Origin of the sequence: Xanthomonas maliensis, from assembly GCF_009192945.1 — a bacterium.
Classification (GTDB): domain Bacteria; phylum Pseudomonadota; class Gammaproteobacteria; order Xanthomonadales; family Xanthomonadaceae; genus Xanthomonas; species Xanthomonas maliensis.
In genome coordinates this window covers 98,812-125,437 of record NZ_NSET01000006.1, presented here as the reverse complement: position 1 = coordinate 125,437, position 26,626 = coordinate 98,812, and the positions used below count along the sequence as shown (strand labels likewise).

Below are 26,626 nucleotides of genomic sequence, written 5' to 3'. Positions count from 1 at the left end.
TAAGGTTGGCTGTCGCGTCCTCGGGGTAGCACTTGGCGAGCTAAGTCGTCAGCCTCGTCCTACCTTGACGCCTGTGCAAACAGGTCGTGCCCAGATGATGGTTGTACAGTCAAAAGACGTTGCCGAACGTACGAGTGGCTAGCGTAAGTGCCGGCGGAGGTCGTCCCAGTCCAACAGGTCGGTGGCCACACCACGCGCGGTCACTAGGTCGGAGTACTGCTTTAAATCGTAGAGCAACGCATTTCGCAGCGAGTCGAACGTCGGTGCGTCGAAGTCGGGCTTCTGCTCATCGAAGGCCAAGTCTCGGCTGGAGAAGCCAAACTTTAGGTCATCCGTCTCAGGTACCTCTCCGATCAGTCGCGACAAGAACTTCACACGGCTCGCATCTTCTTTTAGCTTGTCGAGTGAGACCAAGATCAGGTCTTCCGGGCGGTACCGATCGAGGAAGCTCCTGATGCCGGCGTAGTAGAAGCTCGCAGCCAGCACCGACATGAAGGGGAAGCTCCGGCGAGTCATCAGGAATGCTGCTTCGTAATCCAACCGGGCTGCGAAGTTTCCTTGTCGGAGTCTATCGTTCTCTGCATCGAAATGCTGCTCGACGTAACCAGAGGAAGCCCGAGGGAACATGCGTACATGAAAGTCCTTCTGTTCCTGATAGGAAGTGGAAGCGGTGATCTTCGGCAGTCGTGTCCCATCCCGGGCCGTGGTGGTTCCAGAGGTTTTTAGGTATCTGTTGGAAAGCGCCAGCGCCTCGCTGTCCTGGAGGGCGTTGATCTTCTTCATGCGGTAGGCACTCCAGGTCCGCTCAAAGGGATTGCGCAGGCATAGCACGATCCGGGTGCCATGTTCCGGTAGCCGCGAGATCGCATAAGGGCTGAGGGAGTAGCCGGTGCTGGCATCCAGCCACGGCAGCTGCGCAGGCGCGGGCAATTGCGGCTGCGGACCGGGAATCAAGTACCCATGCGGTTCCTTGATGTCCTCGACCAGATACTGTGCTATCCCGTTTGCGGTCAGCCAGCCGGCCAATGGCGTGGTCCCGCATTTCTCCATGCCGGAGAGGAATATATAGTCGGTTTTCATTTTGCGGCAGGCGTGCGGCCCGGTTCCTCCGTTACTGTCCGTAGACCAGGATAGGTTTGGTATAGCGGATGTCGTACACCGTGCGGCTGGGCACATCCCGGTCATACCGTTGTGGCCAGCCCAGTTCGCAGTGGCGGCCGATCCGGACGCCAGGGCCGACCACCCCTCCCATACGTAGGATGGTGTGCGCGCCGATCTCCGCGCTCTGGCCGATAATGACGCCGATGTCGCACCAACATGAGGGGCGCAGATGTGCGCCAGCGCCGATCTTGACTCCGCTATGCAGCACGGTGTTGTAGTCGATACGGCTGCCTGCGCCGACCACCGCGCCGTCGCCGATGAAGCAGTTGCGGCCGATCACTGCATCGTCAGCGATCACGGCCGAAGTGCTGACGAAAGGCTCCAGGCTGAAACCGCGCGCCATCGCCAGCTGCATCAGCTCCATGCGCTTGAAGTTGCCGAAGCGTTCGTCGAAAGCTACGAACATGGCCCCTTCGTTCGGATTCAGTCCGTCCAATACGCCAAGATCGAATTCGTGTTCCGCATCTTGTGGTACGTCGATCCTGATGACCATCTCGTCCTCACGCGCCTGCTTCCAGACGTGAAAGGCCAGGTCGAGATATTCGCCGCCGCCGATGATCCACCTAGATTTCATGGTCGGTCTCCATCAGTAGCGTGTACCAGCGTTCGACCAATCGATTCATGGATTCATAGGCACCCTGGGTGGGCAGAGGCGCGTCTGGATGCAGCGCCTGCTGCACCCGCTCCATGATGTCCACGTCTTCGCCCACCACCACCTTGCTGCCGTGCATCTGAGCCAGCAGCACTTGGCTGGAATAACCGTAAGGTTGTTTCTTGCGTGCGCTAAACCAATAGATTTCCAGATCGGTCCGGTCAGGAGCGATGGGAATGTGGTGTTCCAACGTGAAAGAATAGCCACCGTTGGAACTAGCGATATGCATGTTCGGGAAGGCCAACCAATTGAAATAGGCATCCTCATTGCCCCAGCGTTCCACTTTATCGTGCCAGCCGAAATGCTGAAGATTGGGGATGGGTGCTTCCGGGCCGCCGAAACTGAAGCGGCGCATCTCGTATCTCAGGGCAGTGGGCGAGCTATCTTCCAATGCCCGCAAGGACTCTTTGGCTTGTTCCTCGTTGATCTGGGGAACGAAGCTGACGTTCTTCGCCAGGGTCTTGGGGTGGACAAAGCGGGGGTGATTGGCGTCTCGAAGATTTTCGTAAGCGAGTTTCCAATTGTAGCGACCATGCCACGTGGTCACCATGACCTCGGTGTCATAGGCGTTGGAACTACTTTCCAGCAAGGCGATGAAGTCTGCCGAAAACTGATCCTCGATTGGCATTGGGTCTGGATCGAGGTTGACGAACAGAAGGTTTCCCAACTCACGCAAGGCGAACTCTCGCAATTTCAGGCCACGTCTTTCTTCCTCGCCAAAGCCATACAGGGCATCGCATTCGGGGATGTTCTCGACCCGACCGTCGGCGTCGTACTTCCATGCATGGTATGGGCAGACCAGCGGGCGCTTTCCCACCTCAGTGGTCTGCAGCAGCGCGCTGCGGTGCAGGCAGATGTTTTCGAATGCGCGCAGGCGGCCCTGGAAGTTTTGGATCAGCACGGGAATGCCGGCAAGCCTACGGGTGATGAAGCAGTTGTTGTCGGGCACTAGCGTCTTAAGGCCGGCGAACAGCCAAACCCTGCGAAAGATCTTGCGCTGTTCACGTGCGAAGATGTCCGTCGACAGATAGTAGTTGGGGTGCATTCGCGATCGCATCGGCGGGCTTCCTCAGAAATCCTTGTGGTAAATGACCCGGGCAGGGTTGCCGAAGACGCTCGCGCCGGCCGGCACGTTCTTCACAACGACTGAGCCGGCGCCGACCACTGAGCCGTCGCCGATGTGGATTCCTGGCAGGATGGTGGCGTGGGGGTGCACGATGGCTCGCTCGCCGATCCGCGCGCCACCGCCGACGAAGGTCATAGCCCCGATCTGCGCGTAGTCGCCGACGTGAACGTCGTGCCCAAGCATGCAATTGGCTTGCACGTTGGCGAAGTCGCCCAGCCACACATCGGGGCTGAGCTGCACGCGATGGCACAGCAGGCAGCCCTGGCCGATATGCACCCGCGGGCTCAGGAACGCGCCGGTGAGAATGGGGATGAACTGCGCGCCTCGCGCTAGAAGCGGCTTTGCATAGGCCTGACGCGCATTCGGGTCGCCGATCGCGCAGACGAAGCGTTCTTCTTCCTGCGGCTGGTATGCGAGCGGGCTACCGACGATGGTCAGGTCGCAGCCCAGACCGTCAAGTATCTGCGAGCGCGTGTCGAGGAAACCCACCGGAAGCCACTTCGTTCCGCACGCCGGATCGCCCTGCATCTGCGCCAGGACCTCGCGTCCCCATCCGCCGGCGCCAACAATCAAAACAGGGTGGGTCATAGGATCGAGCCGCCGTCCATCACCAGGCTGGTCCCAGTGACCCAGCGGCTGGCGTCGGCAAGGAGGTAGATTGCGGCGTTGGCGACGTCGTGCGGTTCACCCAGGCCTAGCGGATGACGTGCCTTCTGCGCCTCGAGTTGGTCCGCGGCCCACATTGGGGTGGCTACGGCTGAGGGGGAAATGCCGTTGACTCGGATCCTGCGCTTGGCCTGTTCGAGCGCCAGGCATTTGATGACGCCGGTAAGGCCGGCTTTCATCGCCGAATACGGCCCTACACCGCGCGTGCCGAGGTGCGCAGCAGTGGATAGCATGAATACGATCGAGCCCTGTGGTGCGATGGCGTTGGCCTGCAGCAGGCGCTGAGTCAGCATCACCGGAGCGAGAAAATTGATCGTGTACATCTCGTTCATCGCCGCCTCGGTCAGCTGCCGTATCGGGCAATGCTTCTGCATGCCAGCGGAGTGCACCAGACCATGTACCGTCGTACCAGCTGCAGCAGCCAGTGCTTCACGATCGGCGGCGCTGGTCAGGTCCCCGAGCACGCCAACATGGCCCGTGCCCCGCAGCTGCGCCTTAGTCTGCGCGAGTCGGTCTGTGTCGCGGCCGGCGAGAACGATGCGGGCGCCTCGCTGCGCGCAGGCGATAGCGATCTGCCGCCCCAATCCCGACGACGCGCCCGTCACCACGATTGTCTTGCCGTCGAGCGAAAACGCTTTGCGTGCCGGCGTGTTCATGCATAGATGTCCATTGGCACGGTGAGCCCACCGTCCACGACAAAATAGTTGCGCGTGATCCAGCGACTCGCGTCTGCCAGCAGATACGCAGCGGCGTAGGCGACGTCCTCGGGCTCACCCATGCCGAGCGGCGTCAGTTCGAACAGCCCTTCCATATTTCCACCGCTGCCCTGCAGGCCGTCGAGCAGCGGCGTTCGCACGTAACCCGGGGCGATACAATTGGCGCGTATTCCACTCTTTGCAACTTCTTGCCCCAGCGATCTCACCATGCCGAGCAGGGCGCTCTTGCTGGCCGCATACGCGCTGCTCGCCATCGGCCCAATGTGCGAGGCGACTGAAGCGACGAAGACCAGCGAGCCGTTCGCGGCGATGCGCTTCTTCGCTAACAGGCCGCGAGTCAGGAGCATCGGAGCGAATGTGTTACTGGAGAAGATGTCGTCTAAATGTGCCCGATTGATCAAGCGCAGCGGAACGAGCCGAGAAATCCCGGCGGCGTGCGCCACCCCGTCCAACACGCCGACATCGGCGACCAGGCGATCGATGTCTTCCTGCCGGTCAAGGTCCGCCGCAATTGCCAAGTGTCCTGCGCCCTGCAAAGCCTCTAGGGTCGAAGCCAGCCGCATTTGGTCGCGTCCGCTGATGGCAAGTTGGGCACCAAGCTCGGCGCAGGAAATGGCGATCTGGCGACCAATACCCGAGGAGGCGCCGGTGACGAGGATGCGTTTGCCGGCTAGCGAGAAGGGGTCGGGGGCAATGCTCACGATTCGATAAGGTCCGGAAAAACAGCCCCTTCGATGTCGAGCAGGCAGCTGCCCCACGACAAGCCGATGCCGAACCCGCACAGCAGCACGCGCTTGGGCCCGGCTTCGAGTTCCTTGTTGATGCGCGCGGTCATGGTCACTGGCAGCGAGGCACCGCTAGAGTTGCCGAAGTCGTGCAGCGTGGAGGGTACTTTTTCCGTCGGTAGGCCGAGCTTCTTACGAATGGTCTCGTTGATCATGCGATTGGCTTGGTGGAACACGAAATAATCGATTTCCTCCTTGGAAACACCAGTGTAGTCGAGCAGTTTCTGTACCGCCGGCGGAATGCGCTGGGTGGAGAAGCTCAATACCGCTACGCCGTCCAGGATCAGATCCGCGCCGCGTCGCCATGGGCCGTTGGGTTCCTCGCGGAACGGAATCAGGTGCTGCACGGCAACCGGCTCGCGTTGGCCGCCGACTGGCAGAATGATCGCCCTGTAGCCACTCCCATCACTGTTGAGGTCGAAGTGCATTGGTGGCGCATCGGCGGTGAATTCCAGTGCCGTGGCCGTGCCGGAGTCGGAAAAGATCGGATCCTCCAGGTTCGCGCTGCGGTCGCCGACCAGCAGCAAGCCCTTCTTGACGCCGCCGGCGGCGATCATCGAGCCGAGCAGGTTGATGCCGAAGGGGTAGGCGGAGCAGCCCAGATTGACGTCGAAGGCGACGGTGGCGTGCGACAGTCCCAGCCTGTCCTGCAGGATGATGGCGGTGGCCGGGATCGGGTAATCCGGCGACTGCGTCACCACGATCAGCGCGTCGATCTCTTCGCGCTTCCATTGCAGACGCTCCAGCAGCACTTCGGTGGCGTCGAACGCCAGGTCCGAGAAGCATTGCCATTCGCTGGCCATGCGGCGCGTCTCGATGCCGATGTTGCGCACCAGCCGCTCGCGCTCGGAGCGAATCTGCGGACGGCAATCGGTGAGATTGGACACCACGCGCTTGGGCACGCAGGTCGCCATCCCGGCAAAGCGGACGTTATGCAGCGTGGAAGTCGGCATCTTATGCCTCGGTCAGCTTGTAGAGGTCGCCCAGCGTGACCACGGTCGCAAGATCCTCGCCGGTGATGGTCTTGCCGTATTCCATATCGAACATCACGATCACGCCCAGTGCCGCCAACGAATCCCATTCGGGAAGCTCACGTAAGACGGTCTCCATGTCGACCTCGACCGGCTCCTGAAAATCGGTAGCGGCGAGGAAATTTTCGATGAACGTTGCCTGGGTCATGCGGTCTGGCCTGGTGGAAAGTGAAGAAGGTCGGCCCTGCGGCCGGGTGGGATGCAGTCAGGCTGCAAGTGGGTTGGCGATCAGCTCGGCGATGCGGTCGACCTGGTCGCTGCCGAGGCCGGGAAAGATCGGCAGGCACAGCACCTGCGCCGACACCGAACGCGCCACCGGCAACCAGGCCGGTGCGGCCGAGGGCAGGGCGCGATACATCGGGAAATCGCTGATCAACGGATAGAAGTACCGGCGCACCAGGATGTCATGCTCGCGCATGCGCTGGTAGAGTGCGTCGCGCGACAGCGGATAGTCTTCGCGCACGAGGATCGGAAAGTAGGCGTAATTGGGGCTGGAATGCGCGCCACGTGCGACACAGTGGATGCCATCGACCGCAGCCAAGCGGGCGCGGTACTGAGCGTCGATCGCGGCACGCTGGGCGATCGCCTGGTCGATGTGCTTGAGCTGCAACAGGCCGAAGGCCGCGCTCACCTCGTTCATCTTGCCGTTGATGCCGGGCGCCACCACCGTGGTTTCGTCGACGAAACCGAAATTCTTCAGATGGCCGATGCGCTGATAGGTCTTCTCGTCCGGACAGACGATCGCGCCGCCCTCGAAGGTGTTGAACACCTTGGTGGCATGGAAACTCAGTACGCTCAGATCGCCATGGCGCAGGATCGAGCCGCCACCATCGCGCACGCCGAAGGCATGCGCAGCATCGTAGATCACCTTGAGGTTGTAGATGTCGGCGATGCGGGTGATGCCGTCGATATCGCAGGCGGTGCCATAGCAGTGCACCGGCATGATGGCGGTGGTCTGCGGGGTGATGGCGGCCTCGATCTTGGACGGATCCATGTTGAGCGTCAGCGGGTCGATGTCCACGAACACCGGGGTGATGCTCTTCCACAATAGCGAATGGGCCGTGGCGACGAACGAATAGGGGGTAGTGATCACTTCACCGGTCACGCGCAGCGCCTGCAACGCGGTGACCAAGGCGGTGGTGCCGTTGGTCAACAACGCCAGGTGCGGCACGCCGAGATAGTCGCACAGCGCGCGCTCCAGCGCCTGATGCATCTGGCCGCCATTGCTGACGATCTTGCTCGCCCAGATCTGCTCCAGGTAAGGCAGGAATTCTTCGAGCGGCGGCAGTAGGGGGCTGGTGACGGGAATGGTCATGCGTCGTTCGCCGGGCAAGCAAGGATTGCCGATGCGGCGAATGGCGCGGACTGTCGGACTAAGCATGGAGAGATGCCGGCGACATCGGCCACGCCGGTGTCGACATCGCGCGCGTCAGCCGCTTGCGGATCTCCGCTCGCTCGCTTTCCCGCTCCAGACCGCTGACGACCAAGCCCTGTCATTTCAAGATGCATAGCACGCTCGGCTGGTGGATGTCGAAATTCCGTCGCGCCCAACGGCTGCGCGGACGTGCATTCGTACCGAAGCAAACAGTGTGCCAGCGGGCAGCGCAAGCGCGCGCCCGCTCAGTTGGCCAACTCGGTCTGCTCGCGATCGATGCCGTACTTGCGGAGTTTCTCCACCAGGGTGGTACGACGCAGGCCCAGCAGTTGCGCCGCATGCGCAACCACGCCCTGGGTGCGTTCGAGCGCCTCGTTGATCAGCGCCAGCTCGATGTTGGCCATGTGGCCGCGCAGGTCGATGCCGTCGTCCGGCAAGCTGGACGCACCGGCTTGTTCGCTCTCGCTTTGCCTGGGTTGCAGCGGCACCACATTGGTCGGCAGTGCGCTCGCGTCCGCTTGCGGCGTGGCGGCGCTGGGCGGCGGCAGTGAGTCGGCGGCCAGCGCATTGGCAAAATCGCCGCGATAGCGCGCCGGCAGGTCCTGCACGCGCACTAGGCCGCCGGGGTGCAGCACCGCCAGGCGTTCGACCAGGTTGGTCAGCTCGCGGACATTGCCTGGCCATTCGTAGCTGCGCAGCGCCTGCAGGGCCTCCTCGGCGAAGCGGACTTCGCCACGGCCGGTGCGCGCCAATTGGCCGGCGATGGTCTGCACCAGCATGGGCAGATCGTCCACGCGCTCGCGCAGCGCTGGCATCTCGATCGGGAAGACGTTGAGGCGATAGAACAGGTCCTCGCGGAACTGCCCGTCGCTGATACGCGCTTCCAGGTTGCGGTGGGTCGCAGCGATCACGCGGACATTGCAGCGGATGGTCTGCCCACCACCGACCCGCTCGAAACTGCGCTCCTGCAGCACGCGCAGCAGCTTGACCTGCATCGGCAGGCTCATGTCGCCGATCTCGTCCAGCAGCAGGGTGCCGCCCTCGGCCATCTCGAAGCGGCCTTTGCGCGCACTCAAGGCGCCCGTAAAGGCGCCCTTTTCGTGACCGAACAGCTCGCTTTCCAGCAGATCCGGCGGGATCGCGCCGCAGTTGATCGCCACGAACGGCCCATCGCGGCGTGGCGACTGTTGGTGGATGGCGCGCGCCACCACCTCCTTGCCGGTACCGGATTCGCCCAGCACCAGCACGGTGGTATCGAACGCGGCCACCTGATCGATCAGCCGGCGCAGCCGGGTGACAGCCTCGCTGGTGCCGGTTGGGCCACTGTCCTGCTGCACGCCGGCTTGATGCTCGGCGTCCAGCCGTTTGAGGCTGGCGCGGCGGAGCAGGGCCTCCAATTGCGCATGCCGAAGGGGAGTGTCCAGCGCCCAGACGTTGGCCTCATGCAGGCCGTGGGCATGGGCGAATTCGCTGGGACTGCCCTCCATCAGCAGCACTGGCGGCGGTAGCTTGGCGTCGGCCAGCCAGTCGAAGAAGCGATCGGCCTGCTCGGCGTCCTGCGCCGAGCCCACCATCACCGCCATCCACTCGTCGTGGCGATGCCGGCCCGGATTGATGTCCGCACCGTCGGTCACCCAGCGAGGGTTGAAGTCCATGAATTCGAGCAACGATACCGTGCGTTCGGCACGCACCGCATCGCTGTCGATCAGCAGAATGCGCGACTCACTCATTCCTGGCTCCCTCCGTCAGGCCCTCCAGGATTGGCATGACTTCCTGGATGTAGGACAGCTTGCTGACAAAATTGTCAGCACCCGCGCGAAGAGCGTGTTCACGATGTTCGGCATCGTCGAAGTGGCTCGCAATCACAATATACGGCGGATCGTCCTGCGTCTTGATCAGACGGGTGGCTTGCAGCCCGCCCATTTCCGGCATGGCCAGGTCCATCAGCACAACGCGCGGGCGCAGCGCTTCGGAGCGTTCGATCGCTTCCAGGCCGTTGGCGGCGCTGCCCACGATGTTCAGCCAGTCGACCTTGCGAAAATGACGCATCGCAGCGTTGATGAAGCCCTCGTGGTCGTCGACCAGCAGCACAGTGAGTTTGCTCATAGTAGTCCTTATCCCGCCCGTGCGAGCAGCGGTTTGTTGGTGCGTCGGCGCTCGCGAGCCGGGGCGATATCCAGTTGTTCGCGGTACTTGGCCACGGTCCGGCGCGCGATATTAACGCCCTGGCGCGACAGCAGCCCGGCGATGGCCTCGTCTGCCAGCGGCCGACCGGCGGGCTCGTTCTCGATCAGGCGGCGAACCATGGCCTTGACGGCCTGGCCGGACACGCTGGCGCCTTCCAGGCGCACGGCGAAGAAGTGCTTGAGCTCGAGGGTCCCGCGCGGGGTCTGCAGGTATTTGCCGGTGGTGATGCGCGAGATGGTCGACTCGTGCATGCCGATCTCGTCGGCGATTTCCTTCAGCGTCAGCGGCGCCATGGCTTCCTCGCCGCGGGCCAGGAAGGCGGCCTGGCGCTCGACGATGGCGCGGGTGGCGCGTAGCAGGGTCTCGTAGCGCATCGACAGGCCGCGGGTCAGCCAGCGCGCTTCCTGCAGCATGTCGCGCAGCGGCTGCGCGGCTTCGCCGGCATCGGCCAGTGCGCGTTCGTGCACCGGATTGATGCTGACGCGGTGGGTGGTGGCCGGGTTGAGCGCCACCCGCCAGCTGCCGTCGGCATGCCACGCCAGCACATCGGGGATCACGCTGCCATTGCCGTCTTGCAGCAGGTCCTCGCCCGGACGCGGCTGCAACGACAGGATCAACCGTACCGCTTCGCGCACGTCGTCGACTTCGGCATCGTGGCTGCGGGCCAACAGCGGATAGTCGTGGCTGGCCAGCAGGTCCAGATCGCCAGCGAGCAGGCGGGCGGCCAAATGGCGAGCCGGCACGCGACCGGGCAGGGCGGTGAGCTGGGCCTGCAGGCACTCGCGCAGATCGCAGGCGGCCAGGCCGGCCGGATCGCCATGCAACAGCCGCTGGCGGATCGCCTCGACTTCCTGCACGGTCATGCCCAGGCGGGTCGCGGCGAGCAACTGCAGGGTCGCCAGCGATTCGGTCAGGTAGCCGGCGTCGTCGGTCTGTTCGAGCCAGAACGCGGCCGCTGCCAGCGCCGCCTCGTCCAGGTCCAGCGCCAGCTCGCGCAGGATGCGCACATGCGGGTCGCTGGATTCGCCGGCGGCCACGCGCTGCATGCGGTCGTCGTCGCCGTCGTTCCAGCTGCTGCCGGCCACGTCCCACATCGTGCTTTCCGGCAACTCGTCGAACGCTGCCACGTCGGTGGCGCCATCGTCGCTTCCCGGCGTGGACTCATCGCTGGTCTCGGCCAACTCGTCCAGCTCGAGCAATGGGTTGGTTTCCAGTGCGCGGCGGATTTCCAGTTCCAGCTGCATACCGTCGAGCTGCAACAGGCGAATGGACTGCAGCAACTGCGGAGTGAGGTGCAGTTGCTGGCCAAGCTGGGTCGAGATGGTCGGCTTCATGGAGGCGCTTCCCGGTTGCGCCGCGCACGGCGGCGATGGAACGCATCTTGCAGGACGGAGTGACGGGTTTCGAATCAGGGAGTCGTGTGAGTCTGCTGGTGATTTTCCCGACGCACCGTCAGGAAGTTCCCGACAGGCGGCGCGAGCTCAAGCGTGCCCGTCGGAATCCCGTCACTCTTTTGCAGGCGATCAGCCGGATGCCCCGAGAGGCCAGCCTTACACCAGCTCGTTGTGATGCTTGGCGGCCAGCAGCACCAGATCGTTGGCGCGGCGGCACCCCAGCGACTCCATCATGCGGGCGCGGTGGGTTTCCACGGTCTTGACGCTGATGCCCAGGTCGGCGGCGATTTCCTTGTTGCTCTGGCCGCGACCGATCTCGCGCAGGATCTCGCGCTGGCGGGGCGACAAGGCCGCGATGCCGACTGGCTTCTCGCGTCCAAGCATCGGCGCGATCATCTTGGAAGAGATCTGCGGGCTCAGAAACACCTGGCCAGCCGCCGCTGCGCGCAGGGCCAGTTCCAGTTCCAGCGGCGCGGCATCCTTGACCACGAAGCCGACCGCGCCGCGGTCGAGCGCATCGCGAACATGCACCGGGTCGTCGTGCATGGACATCATCACCACATGCGTACGCGGCGCGGCGCGCAGCACATCGGTCATCGCATCCAGACCACTCCGGCCGGGCAATGACAAGTCCATCAGCACCAGGTCCGGTCGATGCAGCGTGGTCATGTCCACGGCTTGTTGGGCATTGCTCGCTTCACCGACGACGTCGATGCCGGCAAAGGTTTGCAGCAGCCGCGAGAGGCCGGCACGGACTAGGGTGTGATCGTCGACGATGATAACTCGCACGGCGCAGAAGAGACCTTATTCAGGAAAGAACACCTTAGCCCACCTGGCGTCTGGCGCCAACTGCCGGCCTCAGCGCTGGCGGCGCGCCTCGGCGACTTGCCGGCGATGCAAACGAAACAGGTGGCGCTCCAGGGCGTCCTGCAGACCGGGGCCCAGTGGAGCGAAGCGTAGCCACAGCCAGTGCGTTTGTCCCTCACTCGCGGTCGCCAGGACATCTGCGGGAAACTGTACGTATTCAGGAAGCCAGTCCGAGGCCTGCAGACGGATGCTGCCCGCGCTGCCGACGGCGGGTGGCGACGCATCGCATCGCAGGCGGATGCCGCGAACCGACCAACGGACGGGGCCGATCGCTGGCCCGCCGCCGGCCTGACGCACCAGTCGGCCGATCAAGGCCAGCATCAGGTCGAGCTTGGCGTCCATGCGTTGCACCAACAACGGCAGGTCGCCACGGTCCTCGCCGCTTTCATCGCTGCGCAGATCCTCGATCTGTCCCAGGCTGCGCAGCAATGTTTCTGCTGCCTGCGGTGCGCCAGCGGCAACGTCGGGCGTGAAGTCGGCCGGCAACTGCAGTTCGCAGCTCAGGGTCTCGCCGAACAGCGCCGCCTCGGCCGCGGCCGCGAGCGCGCCCGGCGCGTCCATCAGAAGCGCCCGATTCCAGCGTAGGCGCGGGTCGCGGCCGCGGAGGTGCGCTGGGCGCGGATCATATCGATCAGGACGCGTTGACGATCGCGCATCGCCTGGATCAGGTCCTGCTGCATACCTTGCAGCGTCAGCAGACCGGCGCGGTCGCGCTCCAGATCCACGGTCTGGCAGAAGGTCTGCAAATGCAGGTCGTGCGCCGCCAGCAGCTCCGGCATGGCATCGAAGTCTTCGCGCGCCATTGCGCTGCGGAGCGCGGTCATTTCGGCTTGAAGGCTTTGCACGCTATGCATGGTCGGGCTCACGACAGAGCGGCGATGCCGCGTTGTTCGGCCGGGATGGAGTTCCAGGCCGCGTCGATCTCGCTGAGCAGATCCAGCGCTTCGGCAAGCGCGGCGTCGTCGTTGTGCAGATTCGCGCTGGTGAGCCGCTGCATCACGTAATCGTACAGCGCCGACAGGTTGCCGGCGATCTCACCGCCGGCTTCGTGGTCGAGCGAGCCGTTCAGATGGCCGACGATCGCACAGGCCTCGCCGATCGCCTTGCCCTTGCGGGCTTGGTCGCCTTGCGCCAGGCAGGCCTGGGCGAGCCGAATGCGCTGGCAGGCGCCGGCGAACAGCAAGGCAACCAGCTTGTGCGGATCGGCCTCCGTCACGCTGGTGGACACGCCGACCTTGCGGTATTGCTCGGCGTATTGGCGATTGGAACCGTACATGGATGACTCCCTCAATTGGCTGGCCTGCGCGGGTCGCGGGGCGGGGTGTTCCCGTGATCGCATGCCTGGTGTAACGCAAGGCCGACATCACGATGGATACTGAATTTATCGGCCATCGTGCTGCCGGACTTGAGGAATCCGGTCACGTAAAATCAACTATTGTTGAGTAGTCCGCTGAGTGAGCTGGTACTGCTTTTCAATTGGGTGATCATCGTTTCCATCGCGGTGAATTGTGCGGTCAGGTTATCGCTGAATTTCGTCATACGGTCGTCCAGATCGTCCAGATCGGCTTCATAGCCCTTGATCTGCTTATTCAGGCCGTCCGAACGCAGCGTCAGCGTGCCGGTGCTGGCGTTGACGTTGGTTTCCAGCAACTTGCCCATGCCGGCGCCGAACTTGCTGTCTTTGCCGAACACGTCCGCGGCAGCGCCGCCGTCTGCGGCGATGGTGGAATCGAATTTGGTGGAGTCAAAGCTCATCACCCCATCCTTGTCGATGGTCAGGCCAAGTGATTTGAGCTCGTTGATATTGCCGCTGACCTGGCCGCGCAATTGTTGCTGCAGGCTGCGCACCAGCGAATCGCCGGTGAGCGCAGATGCGGTCTTGGTGGTCGCGTCGTAGGCGCTGCTTTTCGCCAGCAGGGTGTTGGCCGTGTTGTAGGCGGCGGCGAACGCGGTCAAATTGCCCTTGAGTCCGCTGGTATCGGCCGTGATGGCCAGGTTGACCTTGGTGCCTTCGGCGGCCTTGGTGAGGTTGAGCACGACGCCCGGGACGATGTCGGTGACGGTGTTGGAGCTGGAGGTGCGCTCGAAGCCGTCCACCCGCACGAGTGCATCGGCTGCGGCGATGGTCTGGTTCAACCCGCCAGTCACGCCGGGGCCATAGGTCAAGCTGTTCAGGCTGGGGTCGCTTGCACTGACCGTCAGCGCACCCTTGGTGCCGGTATCCACTGCATTCAAAACCAAGTGCTGGCCGTCATTGGCGGTCACCACGCTCGCGGTCACGCCCTTGCCGCCCGCGGCTTTGTTGATGGCCGCGGCGATGTCAGTGAGCTTGTCGGTACCGCTAACGTCCACGCTGAGGCTCTGGTCGCCGTAGCCGATCGTCAGCGTGCCGCTTCCGACCGTGGCATCGGCGGTAAATGCGCCGGAGGCGAGCTTCTGGGAGGTCGCCAGCGATACGACCTCCACCGAGTAGTTGCCAGGCGCAGCCGAACTGGTGGTGGTGGCAGTAAAGCCGGCATCGCTCGGTACGGTGGCTTTGTAGGCATTGGTGTCGGCGCTGCTGACGACTTTCTGCAGCGCGGACTGGAGCGTGGTCAGGCTGCTCTTGATCTGGCTGATGGCCGACAATTGGGTGGTTGCCGCGGTGCCGGCTTTGTTGATGCGCGCCTGCTCCGGGTCCTTGCGCTGGGCGACCAGCGTGGAGACCATGGTCGGGATATCCAGGCCCGAGCTTGATGGGCTGACCAACGATGCCATGATGCATTCCTCGTCTGAGCGTCCTCAGTGCGGACGCGTGAGCTTACGAGACGGATATCGGCCGCACCTGGCGGGACTTGAGCGGCGATTTGGCGTCTCCTCCAACCACCTGCAAGTTCCATTCCGATCCTGCGTCAAATGCCTGTCGCCAGCGACTGGCGCAACAAAAAAGCCCCTCCGAAGAGGGGCTTTCCAGGTGCTATGTCAGTGCGTTGCCGATTACTGCAGCAGGCTCAGCACGTTCTGCGGGACCGACTTGGCCTGCGCCAGCATCGCGGTACCGGCCTGCTGCAGGATCTGCGTACGGGTCAGTTCGGCGGTGGCCTTGGCGTAGTCGGTATCGGAGATGCGGCTGCGCGAGGCCTGCAGGTTCTCGGAGGTTGCGCCCAGGTTGGCGATCGTGGAGGTGAAGCGGTTCTGCACCGCGCCCATGTCGGCGCGCGAGGAGTTGACCGCGGTCAGCGCCTTGTCGACGATTTCAAGGGCCTTCTGCGAGCCGGTGAAGGTGGAGATATCCAGGCTGCTCAGGGTGACGGCCGTGCTGCCGGAAGCGGCCGAGGCGGTGTTGAGGCCGGCGCTCGCGGTGATGCCAGCGGCGCTGGAGGTGCCGCCGCTCAGCGAGGTGAAGTCCTGGCCGGCCTTCAGCGACTCGAGCTTCAGGTTACCGCTGGTGTCGATCGAGGCGTACATGCCGGTCTGGTCCAGCTTGTCGTTGATCGCCGAGGCCACCCTCTTGTTGATGTCGGCAGCGGTGTCGCCGGAGGCGATCTTGACGTCGCCGATGGTCACGCTCTTGGCATTACCGCTGGCGTCCTTGAAGGACAGCGACATGCCGCTGATGGAGCCCGACGCAGTGGCGGTACCGGTGACGCCGGCACCGGAGACGGCGGCAGCGAAGTTGGCCTTGCCCAGCGAATCGATGTTGGCGTCGACGATGTTGTTGATGCCGATGGTCTGGCCAGCGTCGGCGCCGACCTGGAACAGCGCGCCGGTGAACGAGCCGTCCAGCAGCTTGGTGCCGTTGAAGCTGGTCTGGTTGGCGACGCGGTCGATTTCCGAGGTGAGCTGCTTGACTTCAGAGTTCAGCGCTTCGCGGTCGGTGTCGGAGTTGGTGGCGTTGGCGGACTGCACCGACAGCTCGCGGATACGCTGCAGGTTGTTGCCGATTTCCACCATCGCGCCTTCGGCGGTCTGGGACAACGAGATGCCGTCGTTGGCGTTGCGCGAGGCGACGTCCAGGCCGCGGATCTGGGTGGTGAAGCGCTCGGAGATGGCCAGGCCTGCGGCGTCGACCGAGGCGCTGACGATGCGCTTGCCGGACGACAGCTGCTGGATGGTCAGCGCCATGCTCGAGCTGTTGGTGTTGAGGTTCCGCTGAGCGTTCAGCGACATTACGTTGGTATTGATTACCTGTGCCATTTGATTTGTCCTCTAAGCGATTTTTCCGGCAAGGGGGGCTTGCCTGGAGCCTCCGCAGGGGGGCCATCAATTGGCCGTTGCCGCTGCTGAGATAAATAACGGCGATGCCTCAACAACCTTTAGGGAATATCCGTATATTTTTTTTCTTTTTTTTCTGCTACGCCTGGTTGGAAGCGCGTCGTATTTCAAGGGTTTGGGTAAGTTCGGCCGCAGCGCCCCGATCTTTAGGACGGAAAAATATCGCGACCGACAAGTGCACTCCTGCGCCCGTTGAGGCAATGGCGCAGGAAGGACGTTGCCGCTGTTTTGCAGGATCGGCCGATTGGATCAGCGGATCATGTTGAACAGCGACGACGACTGCATTTGCTGGAAAATCGTCTGCGCTGCCTGCAACGAGGCGCGCTCCAGCTGGTACTGACCGATGGCCGAGGCGTAGTCCAGGTCTCGGATCGATGACAAGGTGGTTTTCAAGGTCACTTCGTTGGATTCCAGCAACGAGTTGGCGTTGTCGATCGCCGACAGCTGCGCGCCGCCGGAGGCGCGGGCATCGATCATCTTCGACGACGCCTGCGCGACGTTGCGCATCGACGATTGCAGCGTGTTCATCATCGCCGTCTTCTGCGGCGCAGTCAGGGTGTCGGAGTTCAGCGCAGTGACCAGGTCGTCGATCGTGGAGAACACGTCCTTGGTACCGGCCGGTCCGATCTGGAAACTGTCGCCCACCGCCGGCGCGCCACTGATGCGCATGCGCACTCCGGCAGCGGTGATGTCTTCGCCTTCCTTATAGGTGCCCGTGCTGACGAGGGCGTTGGTGCTATCGCGCACTTCATAGGTATCGGCGGCGGTGAACTGCACGCTGTAGCTGCCGCCGTTCCAGCTGCCTGTGCTGGCATCGCGGCTGAAGTCCAGCAGCAGGCCAGTGCCCGTGTTGGCAGTATTGGCATGCGCATCCACGGTGCCGTCGCCGGTACGGATGCGCATGAAGATCTCGCTGCCGGGCAGGGCGTCGCTGACGAAAGTGTCTGGTGCCACCTCGACCTGCTTCTGGGTCTGATCGCCGTTGTAGACGACGCTGCCGCCGCTCTTGATGAACGGCGCCGCGCCGTCGGCGGTGCCGGCGAACAGGTAGCGGCCACTGCCGTCGGTGGTGTTGGCCAGGCTGACCATGCTGTCGCGCAGGGCGACCAGTTCGGCAGCGATGGCCTTGCGATCGTCCGGACTCAACGACGAATTGCTGGCCTGTACCGACAGCTCGGTGACTCGCGCCATCTTGTCGCCGGCCTGCTGCAGGGCGTTCTCCTGCAGACCGAGCCGGTTCTGGACGTTGTTGGCGTTCTCGCCGAAGCGGGTGATCGCCGCCAGGGCGCGATCCAGGCCAACCGCGGTGCCGGCCGCCACCGGATCGTCCTTGGCGGTCACCAGGCGTTGCCCGCTGGACAGTTGCGACTCAAGCTGGTTCAGCCGCGCCTGTTTGGTGGTCATCGAGGCCACCGACTGGCTGTACATCATGCTGGTTGAGATGCGAGTAGTCATCAGCGTACCGCGTTGAGGATGCTCTGGAAGAGCGTGTCGGCCGTGGAGATCATCTGTGCAGCCGCCTGATAGGCCTGCTGCAGCTTCAACATATCGGCGGCTTCCTCGTCGAGGTTGACGCCGGAGATCGAATCGCGGCTGGCCTGGGCCTGGTCGTTGATCACCTTCTGGGCGTCGGCGGCGTAATCGGCCGCGCGCGCGGCCGAGCCGACCGAGGTGGTCAGGCCAGCCAACGCGCCGTTGAGGGTGACGGTGCCGCCGTTGAGTGCCTTGCGGTCTTCCACACCGGCCAGCAATTTGGCATTGCCGTTGTCGCTGGAGCCGGCACCCATCGGGCCCACGCCGAAGCTGTCGCCGGCCTTGGGCACGCCATCGAGCACGAAGCTCCAGCCGTTGGCGCTGATGGTCTGCCCGGCGGTGTAGGGGAACGGACCGGCGCCATCGATGGTGTATTGATTGGCATCGATGAAGTCCACCGACGAGGGCGTCAGCAGCGCCGGATTGCTGGCGTTGGTGACCTTGACGTCGCTGATCTTGCCGGTGCCCAGGTTGCCGACCGGTGCGGTCGCCTTGACCGCGGTGGCAGCGGCGATGCGCGACGGGTCGGTGATGGCCACCGACAGTTTGCCGGCCAGGCCATTGGTGGGTTGCAGCAGGAACTTGTCGCCATTGGCCGCAGCACCACCGACGACCACGCGCACGCCGTTGATCAGCAGCGGATCTGCCGCGGTGCCGGTGCCGGTGATGGCAACCGCTGCGCCGGTATCGGTCCGCGCCGCCTTCCAGTTGGTGCCGTCGAAGCTCAGGCTGACGTTCTGGCCGTCCACGGCCGACAGATCGCCGAAGCTGGCGCTCAAGCTCGCCGTGCCGGTGTTGCTGGGATTCGCTGCGACCGCCGGGTTGCCGGTGTTGAAGAAGTTGCCGCCGAGCGCGCCGTACAGGTCCACGCCCTGGCTGTGGGCGTCGTTGAAGCTGCTGGCCATCGCCACCGCCAACCGACCGAGTTCGGCCTGGGTCGGCTCGAGCACATTGCTGCGGAACTCCAGCAGGCCGCCGATCTGCCCGCCCAAGGCGCCGGCATTGAGGCTGACGTTCTGCCCCTGGGTCTGCATCGCCATCTGCAGTTTGCTCGGCTGGTACGGGTCGGGCACGGTGGTCAGCTTGGACGCGTTGGTGCCCACCACCAGCGCTTGTCCGCCGGCGGTGAAGACATTCATGAAGCCGCCGTCCTGCATTACCGCGGTGCCGCCGGTATAGCCGACCAGCTTGGAGACCAGTGCATCGCGCTGGTCCAGCAGGTCGGGCGGAGCCTTGTCGATATTGTTGCCGATGGTGCCGTTGATCTTGGCGATCTGCTGGGTGAGCCGGTTGACTTCATCGGTGGCGGAGGTCAGACCGCTATTGACCTCGTTGCTCAGGCCGTCCAGCTGGCCGTTGAGCTGCTGGAAGCGGGTGGTCAGCGCCCCGGCACTGTCCAGCAGGTTCTGCCGCTCGGCGGTGGAAGAGGCGTTGGACGACAGCGCGCTGGCAGCGTCGAAGAAATTGGACCATAGCCCGGCGACGTTGGTGGCCTTGTCGGAGAACAGGCTATCCACGCGGCCGGACAGGCTCGAAAGCTGCTGCAGGCGCGACAGTTCGCCGCCGCTGTCGAGCAGTCGCGAGATCGCCAACTGGTCGGCCACCCGGCCGACATCGGTGATCTTGGCGCCGTTGCCGACGTACCCGTAGCCCATGTCGGTGGGCGTGCGCGTGGCGAATTCCACCCGCTGGCGGCTGTACCCCTCGGTATTGATGTTGGCGACGTTATGGCTGACGGTCGACAACGCCCGTTGGAAGTTGATCAGCGCGCTGGTCCCGGTGGACAGGATGGACATGGGCGATTACCTCAACGGCGAAGGGGGCCGAACCCGCTCGGCTCGGTGGTACTGGCGTAACGGTTGGACAGATCCGCTGCTGCGTTGCCGATCGCCGCCACCGCGCGGTCGATGGTCGGACCGTTGGCGATGGCCGCGATCTTGGCCGCATAGGCCGGATCGGTGGCGTAACCGGCTTGTTGCAAGCCGCGTGCAAAACCCTTGATGTCGGTCCCTGCGCGCAGCGCCGTCTGGTAGCGGCTGTTGCTCTTCAGCAGGCGCACGTAGTCGGCGAAGCTTTCGGCAGCCGAGCCATAGGCGCGGAAGTCGGCCGTCTCGCTGGTCTTGACGCCATCGACATACTCGTGGGTCCCGGCACTGACCTTGGCACCGTTCCAACCGGTGGCCTTGATGCCGAACAGGTTGTTGGAATCGCCGCCGTTGCCGATGCCGCGCCGGCCCCAGCCAGTTTCCAGCGCTGCCTGCGCAACCAGCGCACGCGGATCCACGCCAAGCTCGCGCGCGGCTTTCTGTGCATGCGTCCAGATCTTGGCGACAAAGCCTTCCGGTGTGCGTTCGCCCAGGCTGGCGGCCGCTGTAGAGGCTGCGCTGGCGCCGACCGCATCGATCGCCCCGTCGCCTTCCGCAGTGACATCGCTCCAGCGATCGTTGGCCGATGGCCAGCTCACCGCCGCCGCATCGTCGCCATCGCCGGTTGCGCTGCTGCTGGTGCGCCCGGCGATCAGGTCCAGGACCTGACTCATGCCCACGCCGCCGGCCGCGCCGACGCCGCGGGTGGCGTCCAGCGGCAGGCTGGCGTCGCGCTTGCCGGCAACCAGCGCATAGGCCTTGGCCGCCTGCGCCGTGCTCAGCGAGGTATTGAGTGCCGGACCGTTGCTCTCACCGCCGCCCAACTGTTTGGCGATCATCGCCGACAGCCCTAGTCCCTTGCCGTCGGTCATGGCCTTGGCCATGCGCTGGTCGTACATTTCCCGGAACATCTGGTTCTCGCCGGGAAACAGCGAATCGCCGAAGCTCGCATCGCGCATGCTCTTGACCAGCATCTGCGCGAATTGTCCTTCGAGCTGACGCGAGACCTTGTCGATCTTGGCGGGATCGGCCTTGGTGCTCGGGTTGAGATCAATGGGCGAGGCTGCGATACGCATGTCAGATCACCTCTAACTCCGCCGTCAGCGCGCCAGCCTGCTTCAGGGCTTCCAGGATGGCGACCAGGTCGCCGGGGGCCGCGCCGACCTCGTTGACCGCGCGAACGATCTGATCGAGCGTGGTGCCGCCTTCGAACTTGAACATGCGGCTCCCTTCGGAGGTGGCCGTGATGGTGGACTGCGGCGTCACCGCCGTCCGGCCGCCGCTGAAGGCGCCGGGCTGGCTGACGTTGGTGTTCTCGCTGATGGTCACCGTCAGCGAGCCATGCGCGATCGCCGCCGGCATCACCCGCACCAGTTGGCCGATGACCACGGTGCCGGTGCGTGCATTGACCACGACCTTGGCCGGCGCATCGCCGGGCGAGAGCTCGACGTTTTCCAGCCGCGACAGCAGCCCGATGCGCGCACCCGGATCGGTCGGCGAGCGGACCGCCACCGTCACGCCGTCCACCGCGCGCGCGGTGCCGGCGCCGAAGCTGTTGTCGATCGCCGCGACCATGCGGGCGACGGTCGTGAAGTCGTTCTGATGCAGGTTCAGGGTGATTTCGCCGCTGCCGGCGAACACGTCCGGCAGTGCGCGCTCCACCGTGGCGCCATTGGGAATGCGGCCGACGCTGGGGATATTGACCGACACACGTGAGCCGTCCTTGCCCTGCGCGCCGAAGCCGCCGACCACCAGGTTGCCCTGGGCGACCGCATACACCTGGCCGTCGGCGCCCTTCAGCGGCGCCATCAGCAAGGAGCCGCCGCGCAGCGACACCGCGTTACCGATCGAGGACACGGTGATGTCGATCGGCTGGCCGGGTTTGGCGAACGGCGGCAGCTCGGCATGGATGGCCACTGCGGCGACGTTCTTCAGCTGCGGATTGACGTTCGCCGGAACATTGACGCCGAGTTCGCCGAGCAGGTTCTTCAGGCTCTGCACGGTGAAAGGCGCCTGGCTGGTGCGATCGCCGCTGCCGTCCAGGCCGACCACCAGGCCGTAGCCGACCAGCGCGTTGCCGCGCACGCCGCCGACCTGGGCAAGATCCTTGATGCGCTCGGCCGAGGCCGGCGCGACGACCACGCAGGCACCCAGCAACGTGGCCAGCAGACGAAAGGACAGGGAAGACAGGTTCATGGTCGCAGGCTCAGTAAGGCGACAGACGGGAATTGAAGAAGCGGCTCAGCCAGCCCATCGCGTTGGATTGCGCGATCGCGCCGCGGCCGCCGTAAGCGATACGCGCTTCGGCCACCTTGCTGGAGGGGATGGTGTTGTCCGGCGCGATGTCGGCAGCGCGGACGATGCCTTGCACCTGCACCAGCTCGTCGCCCTGGTTCAGACGCAGATTCTTCTGCCCCTGCACGACCAGGTTGCCGTTGGGCAGGCGCTGGATCACGGTGACCGTCACGCTGCCCTGCATGCGATTGCTCTGCGCCGTATTGCCCTTGCCATCGAAGGCGCGGTCGCCCTTGAGGGTGTTCTGCAGCACGTCCAGTCCACCCACCGTCAGCGGCGCACCCAGCAGGGTGGGGGATGCCATCGTGGTGGCGTCCTTCTTGCTGGTGCTGGTGTTGGCGCTGGAGGAGGCGGTGGTGCTCTCGATCAGGGTGATGGTCAGCAGATCGCCGACATCGCGTGCGCGGCGATCGCCGTACAGGTTCAGGCCGGGGCCGGCGGCGTAGATGGCGCCGGCGGTCGGCTGCACGGTCGGTGCGACCACCGGCACGATCGGTGCCATCGCCGCGTAGGGACGAACGTCGCCGGCTGCCACGCAGCCGCCCAGCAACAGGCTGCAGGTGGCGGCCAGGCAGGCCGAGGAAAGGGTGGGCAGACGTGACATGGCGTGCGGTCCTGGAGGTCAACGAGCGGCGAGCCGCTCAGACGTTGTTGTTCAAGTAGCCGAGCATCGAATCGGTGGTGGAAATCGCCTTGGCGTTCATTTCGTAGGCGCGCTGGGTTTCGATCATGCTCACCAGCTCTTCCACGGTATTGACGTTGCTGCCTTCCAGCGCGCCCTGCACGGTGGTGCCCAGGCCATTGAGGCCGGGCGTGCCGTTCTGGGCCGGGCCGGAGGCGGTGGTTTCGACGAACAGGTTCTCGCCCTTGGCCTGCAGGCCCGAGGGATTGATGAAGTCGGTCAGCGTCAACGCGCCGATTTCCTGCGCGGCAGCCTGGCCGGCAACGGTGACGCTGATGGTGCCGTCGTTGCCGATGGTCAGCGACTGCGCACCCTCGGGAATCTGGATGCCGGGCTGCAACGGATACCCGCTATTGGTGACCAGCTCGCCCTGCGCGTTGATCTGGAACGTGCCATCGCGGGTATAGGCCGAGGTGCCGTCGGGCATCTGCACTTCGAAGAAGCCGCGGCCGTTGACCATCACGTCGAGCGCGCGGCCGGTTTGCTGCTGGCTACCCTGGTCGAAGCCCTTGAAGGTGGAGACCACGCGCACACCGGTGCCCAGCTGCAGGCCGGTCGGCAACTGCGTCTGTGCCGAGGTGGAGCCGCCGGGTTGGCGGACCTGTTGGTACAGCAGGTCTTCGAAGGCGGCACGATCGCGCTTGAAGCCGGTGGTGTTGGTGTTGGCCAGGTTGTTGGAGATGACCGACATGCGCGTCTGTTGCGCGTCCAGTCCGGTTTTGGCGACCCACAAAGCCTGATTCATGACCCGATTCCTCGTCTAAGTCCCGAACGTCGTCCGGGATGCGGGGATAGATGCATGTGCCGTGCCAAAGCAGTGCCGGTTTTTTGGCCTACTCGCGGTCGATCACGTTTTTGCCGGTCTGGCAGGTGTCGCCGCCGCCCAGGCGGCTAGGGCAATGCGCAATGCGCGCATGCCGCGCGGCCTGTGATGGAACAGCAAGCGCAGCGTGACGGCAGACGGCTGGCCAGCGTGAGGAAGAGACTCGGCGGCGGGTGCGGGCGGGCCGGTCGCGCCTGTTCACAGATGAGCGAGTCACGCAGGCGATGCCGGGCGCGGGAACGCCGAGGCCAAGCAAGGCTGGCGGCGTGCGCGCCGCCGCGGGCGGCGACGACGGCGTCAGCCGTTCAGTCGTAGCAGGCTATTGGCCGATTGGGCGTTGTCGTCGCCGGTCTTGATCAGCTTCACCTGCATTTCGAACTGGCGCTGCAACTGGATCATTTCCACCAGCGCACCGGCCGCATCGACATTACTGCCTTCCAACATGCCGCTGTTGACGGTCTTGCCGGTGGCCAGCGGGAAGGCCTGGGCGGGATCGGTGCTGACATTGCGCATCAGCCCGTCCGGGCGCCGCGTCAAACGGTCGGCGGGCGCATCGACGACTTTCATCTTGCCGACGATGGCCATGGTCTGCGGGCCTTCGCCCTGCGGAATGATGGAAATGCTGCCGTCGCCGCCGATCTCCATCGCCTGGTGCGGCGGGATCACCATCGGGTTGCCGGCCTCATCCAGCACCGCATGTCCGTTGGCAGTGACCAGCTGGCCATTGGCGGTGAGCGCCAACTCGCCATTGCGCGTATAGGCCTCCTTGCCGTCCGGCGACTGCACTGCCAGCCAGCGGTCCTGTTGCAGCGACACATCCAGCGGATTGCCGGTGACCTTCTGATGGCCCTGGCTGCGATCGAAGCCCTGATCCACATGCAGTGCGTCGATGCGCGAGGGATAGCCCTTGCCCTGGATCTTGAAGGCCTCGGTATTGGCCAGCGCAGCCTTGAAGCCCACCGTGTCCACATTGGCGAGATTGTGCGACACCGTGCCCTGGGCCTGCAGCGAGGCGCGGGCACCGGTCATGGCGACGTAGAGGGCTTTGTCCATGGGAATTCCTTTGAGAGCCGGGACTCGGGGCCCGGGACCCGTGAAGCAGGAGCGGTAAGGCTTTTAGAGCCCGGACCCGGGACTCGGGATTCGGGACCCGTAAGAGCAGGAGCGGTGGAGCTGGGAAAGGCGGGTGGACCTGGAAAGCGAACAGGGCGACCCGGCGGCCTACGCTTTTCCGGGTCCCGGGTCCCGGGTCCCGGGTCCCGGGTCCCCCCCTCACTCATCAACGAATATTGATGATCGTCTGCGTGACCTGGTCCTGGGTCGAAATCATCTGCGCATTGGCCTGGAAATTACGCTGCGCCACGATCATGTTGACCAATTGTGCGGTCAGGTCGACGGTCGAGGACTCCAGCGAGCCGGATTCGATCTGTCCCAGGTCCGAGGTGTCCGGTGCGCCGGTGCGCGGGGCGCCGGAGGTGTAGCTTTCGGCCCACATGTTGTTGCCCTGCGACTGCAGGCCCTGTGGGTTGACGAACGTGCTCAGGGCGACCTGGCCCAGCGCCTTGTCGGCGCCGTTGGAATAGCGCGCAAACACCACGCCGCTGGTGTCGATGCTGATCTCGTTGAGCTTGCCGCTGGCGTAGCCGTCCTGGCGGGTATCGCGCAGGGCGAACGATTCGCCGTACTGCGTCGAACCGCTGACATCCAGGCGCATGTTCAACACACCGGCGCCGGTGCTGGGGGTGAACGGGTCCATCGCGATGATGCCGTTGGCGGGCGTGGTCAGCGCGCCAGTGTCCGAATACTGCAGCGTGGTCGGTGCGCCCACGGCGACACCGTCGACGTAGTTGTGGACCTGCCATTCGTTGGGATTGGCGGTCTTGACGAAGTAGGAGGTCTGCACGTGGCTGACGCCCAGCGAGTCGTAGACATTGATGCCGCCGGTGGAGTGGTTGTAGGTCCTGTCGTCGGCCGGGTCGAACGGGGTCACGGTCGGTGCACTGGCGTTGCCGGGCAGGGTGAAGGACAGATTGACCGTGGAGCTTGGCTTGGGCGGGCTGTCGGTGGTCAACAGCTGCAGATCCGACAGGCGGCCGACGTCGAAACCGTTGCCGCTGGCATTGGGCGCAAACACCTGCAGGCGCGCGCCTTGCGGGTTGATCACATACCCATTGGAGTCGGTCTGGAAGTTGCCGGCGCGGGTGTACATGCGTGCGCCATTGGACGACACGGTGAAGAAGCCTTCGCCGGAGACGGCCAGATCCAGGCTACGCCCGGTCGGGTCGATATTGCCCTGCGAGAACTGCTGAGCCACGTTGCTGACCCGCACGCCGGAGCCGACCGCATTGCGCGACAGGCCGTAGCTGGTGGTCTGGAACATGTCGGCGAACTCGGCGCGCGACTCCTTGAAGCCGGTCGTGTTGACGTTGGCGATGTTGTTGGAGGTGACGTTCAGATCGGCATTGGCTGCGTTGATGCCGGACAACGAGGTATTGAAAGCCATGGATGAGCTCCGTTGGTGTTCGAGTGCCGGCTCAGCTGACGCGGAGCACGTTGGCGATCGGGGCCGTCCCCAGCCCCGTCAGGTTGAGGTACAGGCCGTCCGAGCCGATGGTGACGCTGTCCACCGGGGCGTTGACGTAGGTGGACAACTTGCTCTTGTCGCCGGTGTTGGCGGCGATCTGCGTTGCGGTGATGCCGTACTTGCCGGGCGGCAGGCGGTTGCCGTTGGCATCGGTGCCATCCCAGGCAAATGGCGTTTCGCCGGCCGCGGTGGTCTGCACGCTCAAGGTCTTGACGACCTGACCATTCGCGTTGGTGATGTCGAAATTGACCGTGCCGGCCGCAGTGGCGGCGACCGCGCCCTGGGCACTGCCGGTGGCATCCAATGCGACCTGCGCCGAGGGCACCAGCACCTGGTGGCCGACCAAGGCCGCGCCGCGCAGCACCTGATCGCTGTTCATCGAGGTCGAAAACCCGGTGACGGTCTTGTTGAGATCGCCGATGCCCTGCACGGTGGAGAATTGCGCCAGCTGGCCGAGAAAGGCGCTGTTTTCCATCGGCTTGAGCGGATCCTGGTATTTCAGCTGCTCGGTCATCAATTTCAGGAAGTCGGCCTGTCCGAGCGATTCCTCCTTCTTTTTGGTCGGAGTCGCGCTGCTCGCGCTCAAGCCCAGGCTGTTGTAAATGTCGCTGTTGATCGAGGTGCTCATCT

General features: G+C 64.3%; 27 protein-coding genes. All 27 read right to left on the bottom strand.

The annotated features are described in order from the left end of the window. Positions 1–138: 138 nt before the first annotated feature. The 27 genes from CKY51_RS02350 to CKY51_RS02215 all read right to left on the bottom strand — a co-directional run bounded on the left by CKY51_RS02350 (position 139) and on the right by CKY51_RS02215 (position 26,624). Complete coding sequence (locus CKY51_RS02350) at positions 139–1,080, bottom strand: hypothetical protein (RefSeq protein WP_244952501.1); 942 nt, start codon at positions 1,078–1,080, stop codon at positions 139–141. Positions 1,081–1,111: 31 nt separating this feature from the next. After that, positions 1,112–1,735, bottom strand: coding sequence for an LbetaH domain-containing protein (locus CKY51_RS02340; protein ID WP_152248814.1), 624 nt, complete (start codon positions 1,733–1,735; stop codon positions 1,112–1,114). Next, a complete protein-coding gene (locus CKY51_RS02335; RefSeq protein ID WP_152248813.1) occupies positions 1,725–2,870 on the bottom strand; it encodes an aromatic ring-hydroxylating oxygenase subunit alpha in 1,146 nt (381 codons plus the stop codon). Before CKY51_RS02335 ends, CKY51_RS02340 begins: the two co-directional genes overlap by 11 nt. A gap of 12 nt (positions 2,871–2,882) precedes the next feature. Continuing rightward, complete coding sequence (locus tag CKY51_RS02330; protein ID WP_022973135.1) at positions 2,883–3,527, bottom strand: NeuD/PglB/VioB family sugar acetyltransferase; 645 nt, start codon at positions 3,525–3,527, stop codon at positions 2,883–2,885. Next, positions 3,524–4,261, bottom strand: coding sequence for an SDR family NAD(P)-dependent oxidoreductase (locus CKY51_RS02325; RefSeq protein ID WP_022973134.1), 738 nt, complete (start codon positions 4,259–4,261; stop codon positions 3,524–3,526). The genes CKY51_RS02330 and CKY51_RS02325 overlap by 4 nt, the downstream gene beginning before the upstream one ends. Beyond that, a complete protein-coding gene (locus CKY51_RS02320) occupies positions 4,258–5,022 on the bottom strand; it encodes an SDR family NAD(P)-dependent oxidoreductase (protein ID WP_152248812.1) in 765 nt (254 codons plus the stop codon). Before CKY51_RS02320 ends, CKY51_RS02325 begins: the two co-directional genes overlap by 4 nt. Continuing rightward, a complete protein-coding gene (locus CKY51_RS02315) occupies positions 5,019–6,059 on the bottom strand; it encodes a ketoacyl-ACP synthase III (protein ID WP_152248811.1) in 1,041 nt (346 codons plus the stop codon). The genes CKY51_RS02320 and CKY51_RS02315 overlap by 4 nt, the downstream gene beginning before the upstream one ends. A 1-nt stretch (position 6,060) precedes the next feature. After that, the gene (locus CKY51_RS02310; RefSeq protein ID WP_022973131.1) at positions 6,061–6,285 is read right to left on the bottom strand and encodes an acyl carrier protein; all 225 of its coding nucleotides are present in this window, start codon (positions 6,283–6,285) and stop codon (positions 6,061–6,063) included. 57 nt (positions 6,286–6,342) lie between these two features. Continuing rightward, complete coding sequence (locus CKY51_RS02305; RefSeq protein ID WP_022973130.1) at positions 6,343–7,452, bottom strand: DegT/DnrJ/EryC1/StrS family aminotransferase; 1,110 nt, start codon at positions 7,450–7,452, stop codon at positions 6,343–6,345. Between the two features lie 305 nt (positions 7,453–7,757). Continuing rightward, positions 7,758–9,242, bottom strand: a complete 1,485-nt coding sequence (locus CKY51_RS02300) for a sigma-54 dependent transcriptional regulator (protein ID WP_152248810.1) — start codon at positions 9,240–9,242, stop codon at positions 7,758–7,760. After that, positions 9,235–9,618 (bottom strand): response regulator, encoded by a 384-nt coding sequence (locus CKY51_RS02295; RefSeq protein ID WP_152248809.1) that lies wholly within the window; start codon positions 9,616–9,618, stop codon positions 9,235–9,237. Before CKY51_RS02295 ends, CKY51_RS02300 begins: the two co-directional genes overlap by 8 nt. Positions 9,619–9,626: 8 nt before the next feature. Continuing rightward, the gene (gene rpoN / locus CKY51_RS02290; protein ID WP_022973127.1) at positions 9,627–11,033 is read right to left on the bottom strand and encodes an RNA polymerase factor sigma-54; all 1,407 of its coding nucleotides are present in this window, start codon (positions 11,031–11,033) and stop codon (positions 9,627–9,629) included. 216 nt (positions 11,034–11,249) lie between these two features. Then, on the bottom strand, positions 11,250–11,882 hold the full coding sequence (locus tag CKY51_RS02285; protein ID WP_022973126.1) for a response regulator: 633 nt from the start codon (positions 11,880–11,882) through the stop codon (positions 11,250–11,252). A gap of 69 nt (positions 11,883–11,951) precedes the next feature. Then, positions 11,952–12,521 (bottom strand): PilZ domain-containing protein, encoded by a 570-nt coding sequence (locus CKY51_RS02280; RefSeq protein ID WP_022973125.1) that lies wholly within the window; start codon positions 12,519–12,521, stop codon positions 11,952–11,954. After that, positions 12,521–12,814, bottom strand: a complete 294-nt coding sequence (locus tag CKY51_RS02275; RefSeq protein WP_031340185.1) for a hypothetical protein — start codon at positions 12,812–12,814, stop codon at positions 12,521–12,523. The genes CKY51_RS02280 and CKY51_RS02275 overlap by 1 nt, the downstream gene beginning before the upstream one ends. Positions 12,815–12,822: 8 nt before the next feature. Next, positions 12,823–13,236: a flagellar export chaperone FliS gene (fliS, locus tag CKY51_RS02270; protein WP_022973123.1), complete on the bottom strand. Its 414-nt coding sequence runs from the start codon at positions 13,234–13,236 to the stop codon at positions 12,823–12,825. Between the two features lie 152 nt (positions 13,237–13,388). Then, positions 13,389–14,717 carry a flagellar filament capping protein FliD gene (gene fliD / locus CKY51_RS02265; protein ID WP_152248808.1) on the bottom strand — a complete coding sequence of 443 codons (1,329 nt, stop codon included), beginning with the start codon at positions 14,715–14,717 and terminating at the stop codon, positions 13,389–13,391. A gap of 219 nt (positions 14,718–14,936) precedes the next feature. Continuing rightward, the gene (locus CKY51_RS02260) at positions 14,937–16,136 is read right to left on the bottom strand and encodes a flagellin (protein ID WP_152248807.1); all 1,200 of its coding nucleotides are present in this window, start codon (positions 16,134–16,136) and stop codon (positions 14,937–14,939) included. Between the two features lie 327 nt (positions 16,137–16,463). After that, positions 16,464–17,669: a flagellar hook-associated protein FlgL gene (flgL, locus tag CKY51_RS02255; protein ID WP_152248806.1), complete on the bottom strand. Its 1,206-nt coding sequence runs from the start codon at positions 17,667–17,669 to the stop codon at positions 16,464–16,466. Then, entirely contained in the window at positions 17,669–19,543 is a 1,875-nt protein-coding gene (gene flgK / locus CKY51_RS02250) for a flagellar hook-associated protein FlgK (RefSeq protein ID WP_022973119.1), read from the bottom strand. Before flgK ends, flgL begins: the two co-directional genes overlap by 1 nt. 11 nt (positions 19,544–19,554) lie before the next feature. After that, on the bottom strand, positions 19,555–20,688 hold the full coding sequence (gene flgJ, locus CKY51_RS02245) for a flagellar assembly peptidoglycan hydrolase FlgJ (protein WP_022973118.1): 1,134 nt from the start codon (positions 20,686–20,688) through the stop codon (positions 19,555–19,557). Position 20,689: 1 nt separating this feature from the next. Next, positions 20,690–21,808 carry a flagellar basal body P-ring protein FlgI gene (locus tag CKY51_RS02240; protein WP_022973117.1) on the bottom strand — a complete coding sequence of 373 codons (1,119 nt, stop codon included), beginning with the start codon at positions 21,806–21,808 and terminating at the stop codon, positions 20,690–20,692. A gap of 10 nt (positions 21,809–21,818) precedes the next feature. Next, the gene (gene flgH / locus CKY51_RS02235) at positions 21,819–22,511 is read right to left on the bottom strand and encodes a flagellar basal body L-ring protein FlgH (protein ID WP_022973116.1); all 693 of its coding nucleotides are present in this window, start codon (positions 22,509–22,511) and stop codon (positions 21,819–21,821) included. A 37-nt stretch (positions 22,512–22,548) separates the two neighbouring features. After that, positions 22,549–23,334 carry a flagellar basal-body rod protein FlgG gene (gene flgG, locus CKY51_RS02230; protein WP_022973115.1) on the bottom strand — a complete coding sequence of 262 codons (786 nt, stop codon included), beginning with the start codon at positions 23,332–23,334 and terminating at the stop codon, positions 22,549–22,551. A 375-nt stretch (positions 23,335–23,709) separates the two neighbouring features. Beyond that, entirely contained in the window at positions 23,710–24,465 is a 756-nt protein-coding gene (gene flgF / locus CKY51_RS02225) for a flagellar basal-body rod protein FlgF (RefSeq protein ID WP_022973114.1), read from the bottom strand. A 226-nt stretch (positions 24,466–24,691) separates the two neighbouring features. Continuing rightward, the gene (gene flgE, locus CKY51_RS02220) at positions 24,692–25,915 is read right to left on the bottom strand and encodes a flagellar hook protein FlgE (protein WP_152248805.1); all 1,224 of its coding nucleotides are present in this window, start codon (positions 25,913–25,915) and stop codon (positions 24,692–24,694) included. A 31-nt stretch (positions 25,916–25,946) separates the two neighbouring features. Next, a complete protein-coding gene (locus CKY51_RS02215) occupies positions 25,947–26,624 on the bottom strand; it encodes a flagellar hook capping FlgD N-terminal domain-containing protein (protein ID WP_022973112.1) in 678 nt (225 codons plus the stop codon). Positions 26,625–26,626 lie beyond the last annotated feature (2 nt).

What these genes read in the sequence shown, in the direction of transcription:
- flgK (WP_022973119.1), bottom strand. Translation starts at nt 19,543, where the DNA reads ATGTCCATCCTGTCCACCGGGACCAGCGCGCTGATCAACTTCCAACGG.
- CKY51_RS02350 (WP_244952501.1), bottom strand. Translation starts at nt 1,080, where the DNA reads ATGAAAACCGACTATATATTCCTCTCCGGCATGGAGAAATGCGGGACC.
- CKY51_RS02305 (WP_022973130.1), bottom strand. Translation starts at nt 7,452, where the DNA reads ATGACCATTCCCGTCACCAGCCCCCTACTGCCGCCGCTCGAAGAATTC.
- CKY51_RS02275 (WP_031340185.1), bottom strand. Translation starts at nt 12,814, where the DNA reads ATGCATAGCGTGCAAAGCCTTCAAGCCGAAATGACCGCGCTCCGCAGC.
- CKY51_RS02330 (WP_022973135.1), bottom strand. Translation starts at nt 3,527, where the DNA reads ATGACCCACCCTGTTTTGATTGTTGGCGCCGGCGGATGGGGACGCGAG.
- CKY51_RS02315 (WP_152248811.1), bottom strand. Translation starts at nt 6,059, where the DNA reads ATGCCGACTTCCACGCTGCATAACGTCCGCTTTGCCGGGATGGCGACC.
- CKY51_RS02240 (WP_022973117.1), bottom strand. Translation starts at nt 21,808, where the DNA reads ATGAACCTGTCTTCCCTGTCCTTTCGTCTGCTGGCCACGTTGCTGGGT.
- fliS (WP_022973123.1), bottom strand. Translation starts at nt 13,236, where the DNA reads ATGTACGGTTCCAATCGCCAATACGCCGAGCAATACCGCAAGGTCGGC.
- CKY51_RS02300 (WP_152248810.1), bottom strand. Translation starts at nt 9,242, where the DNA reads ATGAGTGAGTCGCGCATTCTGCTGATCGACAGCGATGCGGTGCGTGCC.
- flgF (WP_022973114.1), bottom strand. Translation starts at nt 24,465, where the DNA reads ATGGACAAAGCCCTCTACGTCGCCATGACCGGTGCCCGCGCCTCGCTG.
- CKY51_RS02215 (WP_022973112.1), bottom strand. Translation starts at nt 26,624, where the DNA reads ATGAGCACCTCGATCAACAGCGACATTTACAACAGCCTGGGCTTGAGC.
- rpoN (WP_022973127.1), bottom strand. Translation starts at nt 11,033, where the DNA reads ATGAAGCCGACCATCTCGACCCAGCTTGGCCAGCAACTGCACCTCACT.
- CKY51_RS02310 (WP_022973131.1), bottom strand. Translation starts at nt 6,285, where the DNA reads ATGACCCAGGCAACGTTCATCGAAAATTTCCTCGCCGCTACCGATTTT.
- flgH (WP_022973116.1), bottom strand. Translation starts at nt 22,511, where the DNA reads ATGTCACGTCTGCCCACCCTTTCCTCGGCCTGCCTGGCCGCCACCTGC.
- CKY51_RS02280 (WP_022973125.1), bottom strand. Translation starts at nt 12,521, where the DNA reads ATGGACGCGCCGGGCGCGCTCGCGGCCGCGGCCGAGGCGGCGCTGTTC.
- fliD (WP_152248808.1), bottom strand. Translation starts at nt 14,717, where the DNA reads ATGGCATCGTTGGTCAGCCCATCAAGCTCGGGCCTGGATATCCCGACC.
- flgE (WP_152248805.1), bottom strand. Translation starts at nt 25,915, where the DNA reads ATGGCTTTCAATACCTCGTTGTCCGGCATCAACGCAGCCAATGCCGAT.
- CKY51_RS02260 (WP_152248807.1), bottom strand. Translation starts at nt 16,136, where the DNA reads ATGGCACAGGTAATCAATACCAACGTAATGTCGCTGAACGCTCAGCGG.
- flgG (WP_022973115.1), bottom strand. Translation starts at nt 23,334, where the DNA reads ATGAATCAGGCTTTGTGGGTCGCCAAAACCGGACTGGACGCGCAACAG.
- CKY51_RS02335 (WP_152248813.1), bottom strand. Translation starts at nt 2,870, where the DNA reads ATGCGATCGCGAATGCACCCCAACTACTATCTGTCGACGGACATCTTC.
- CKY51_RS02340 (WP_152248814.1), bottom strand. Translation starts at nt 1,735, where the DNA reads ATGAAATCTAGGTGGATCATCGGCGGCGGCGAATATCTCGACCTGGCC.
- CKY51_RS02295 (WP_152248809.1), bottom strand. Translation starts at nt 9,618, where the DNA reads ATGAGCAAACTCACTGTGCTGCTGGTCGACGACCACGAGGGCTTCATC.
- flgJ (WP_022973118.1), bottom strand. Translation starts at nt 20,688, where the DNA reads ATGCGTATCGCAGCCTCGCCCATTGATCTCAACCCGAGCACCAAGGCC.
- flgL (WP_152248806.1), bottom strand. Translation starts at nt 17,669, where the DNA reads ATGACTACTCGCATCTCAACCAGCATGATGTACAGCCAGTCGGTGGCC.
- CKY51_RS02325 (WP_022973134.1), bottom strand. Translation starts at nt 4,261, where the DNA reads ATGAACACGCCGGCACGCAAAGCGTTTTCGCTCGACGGCAAGACAATC.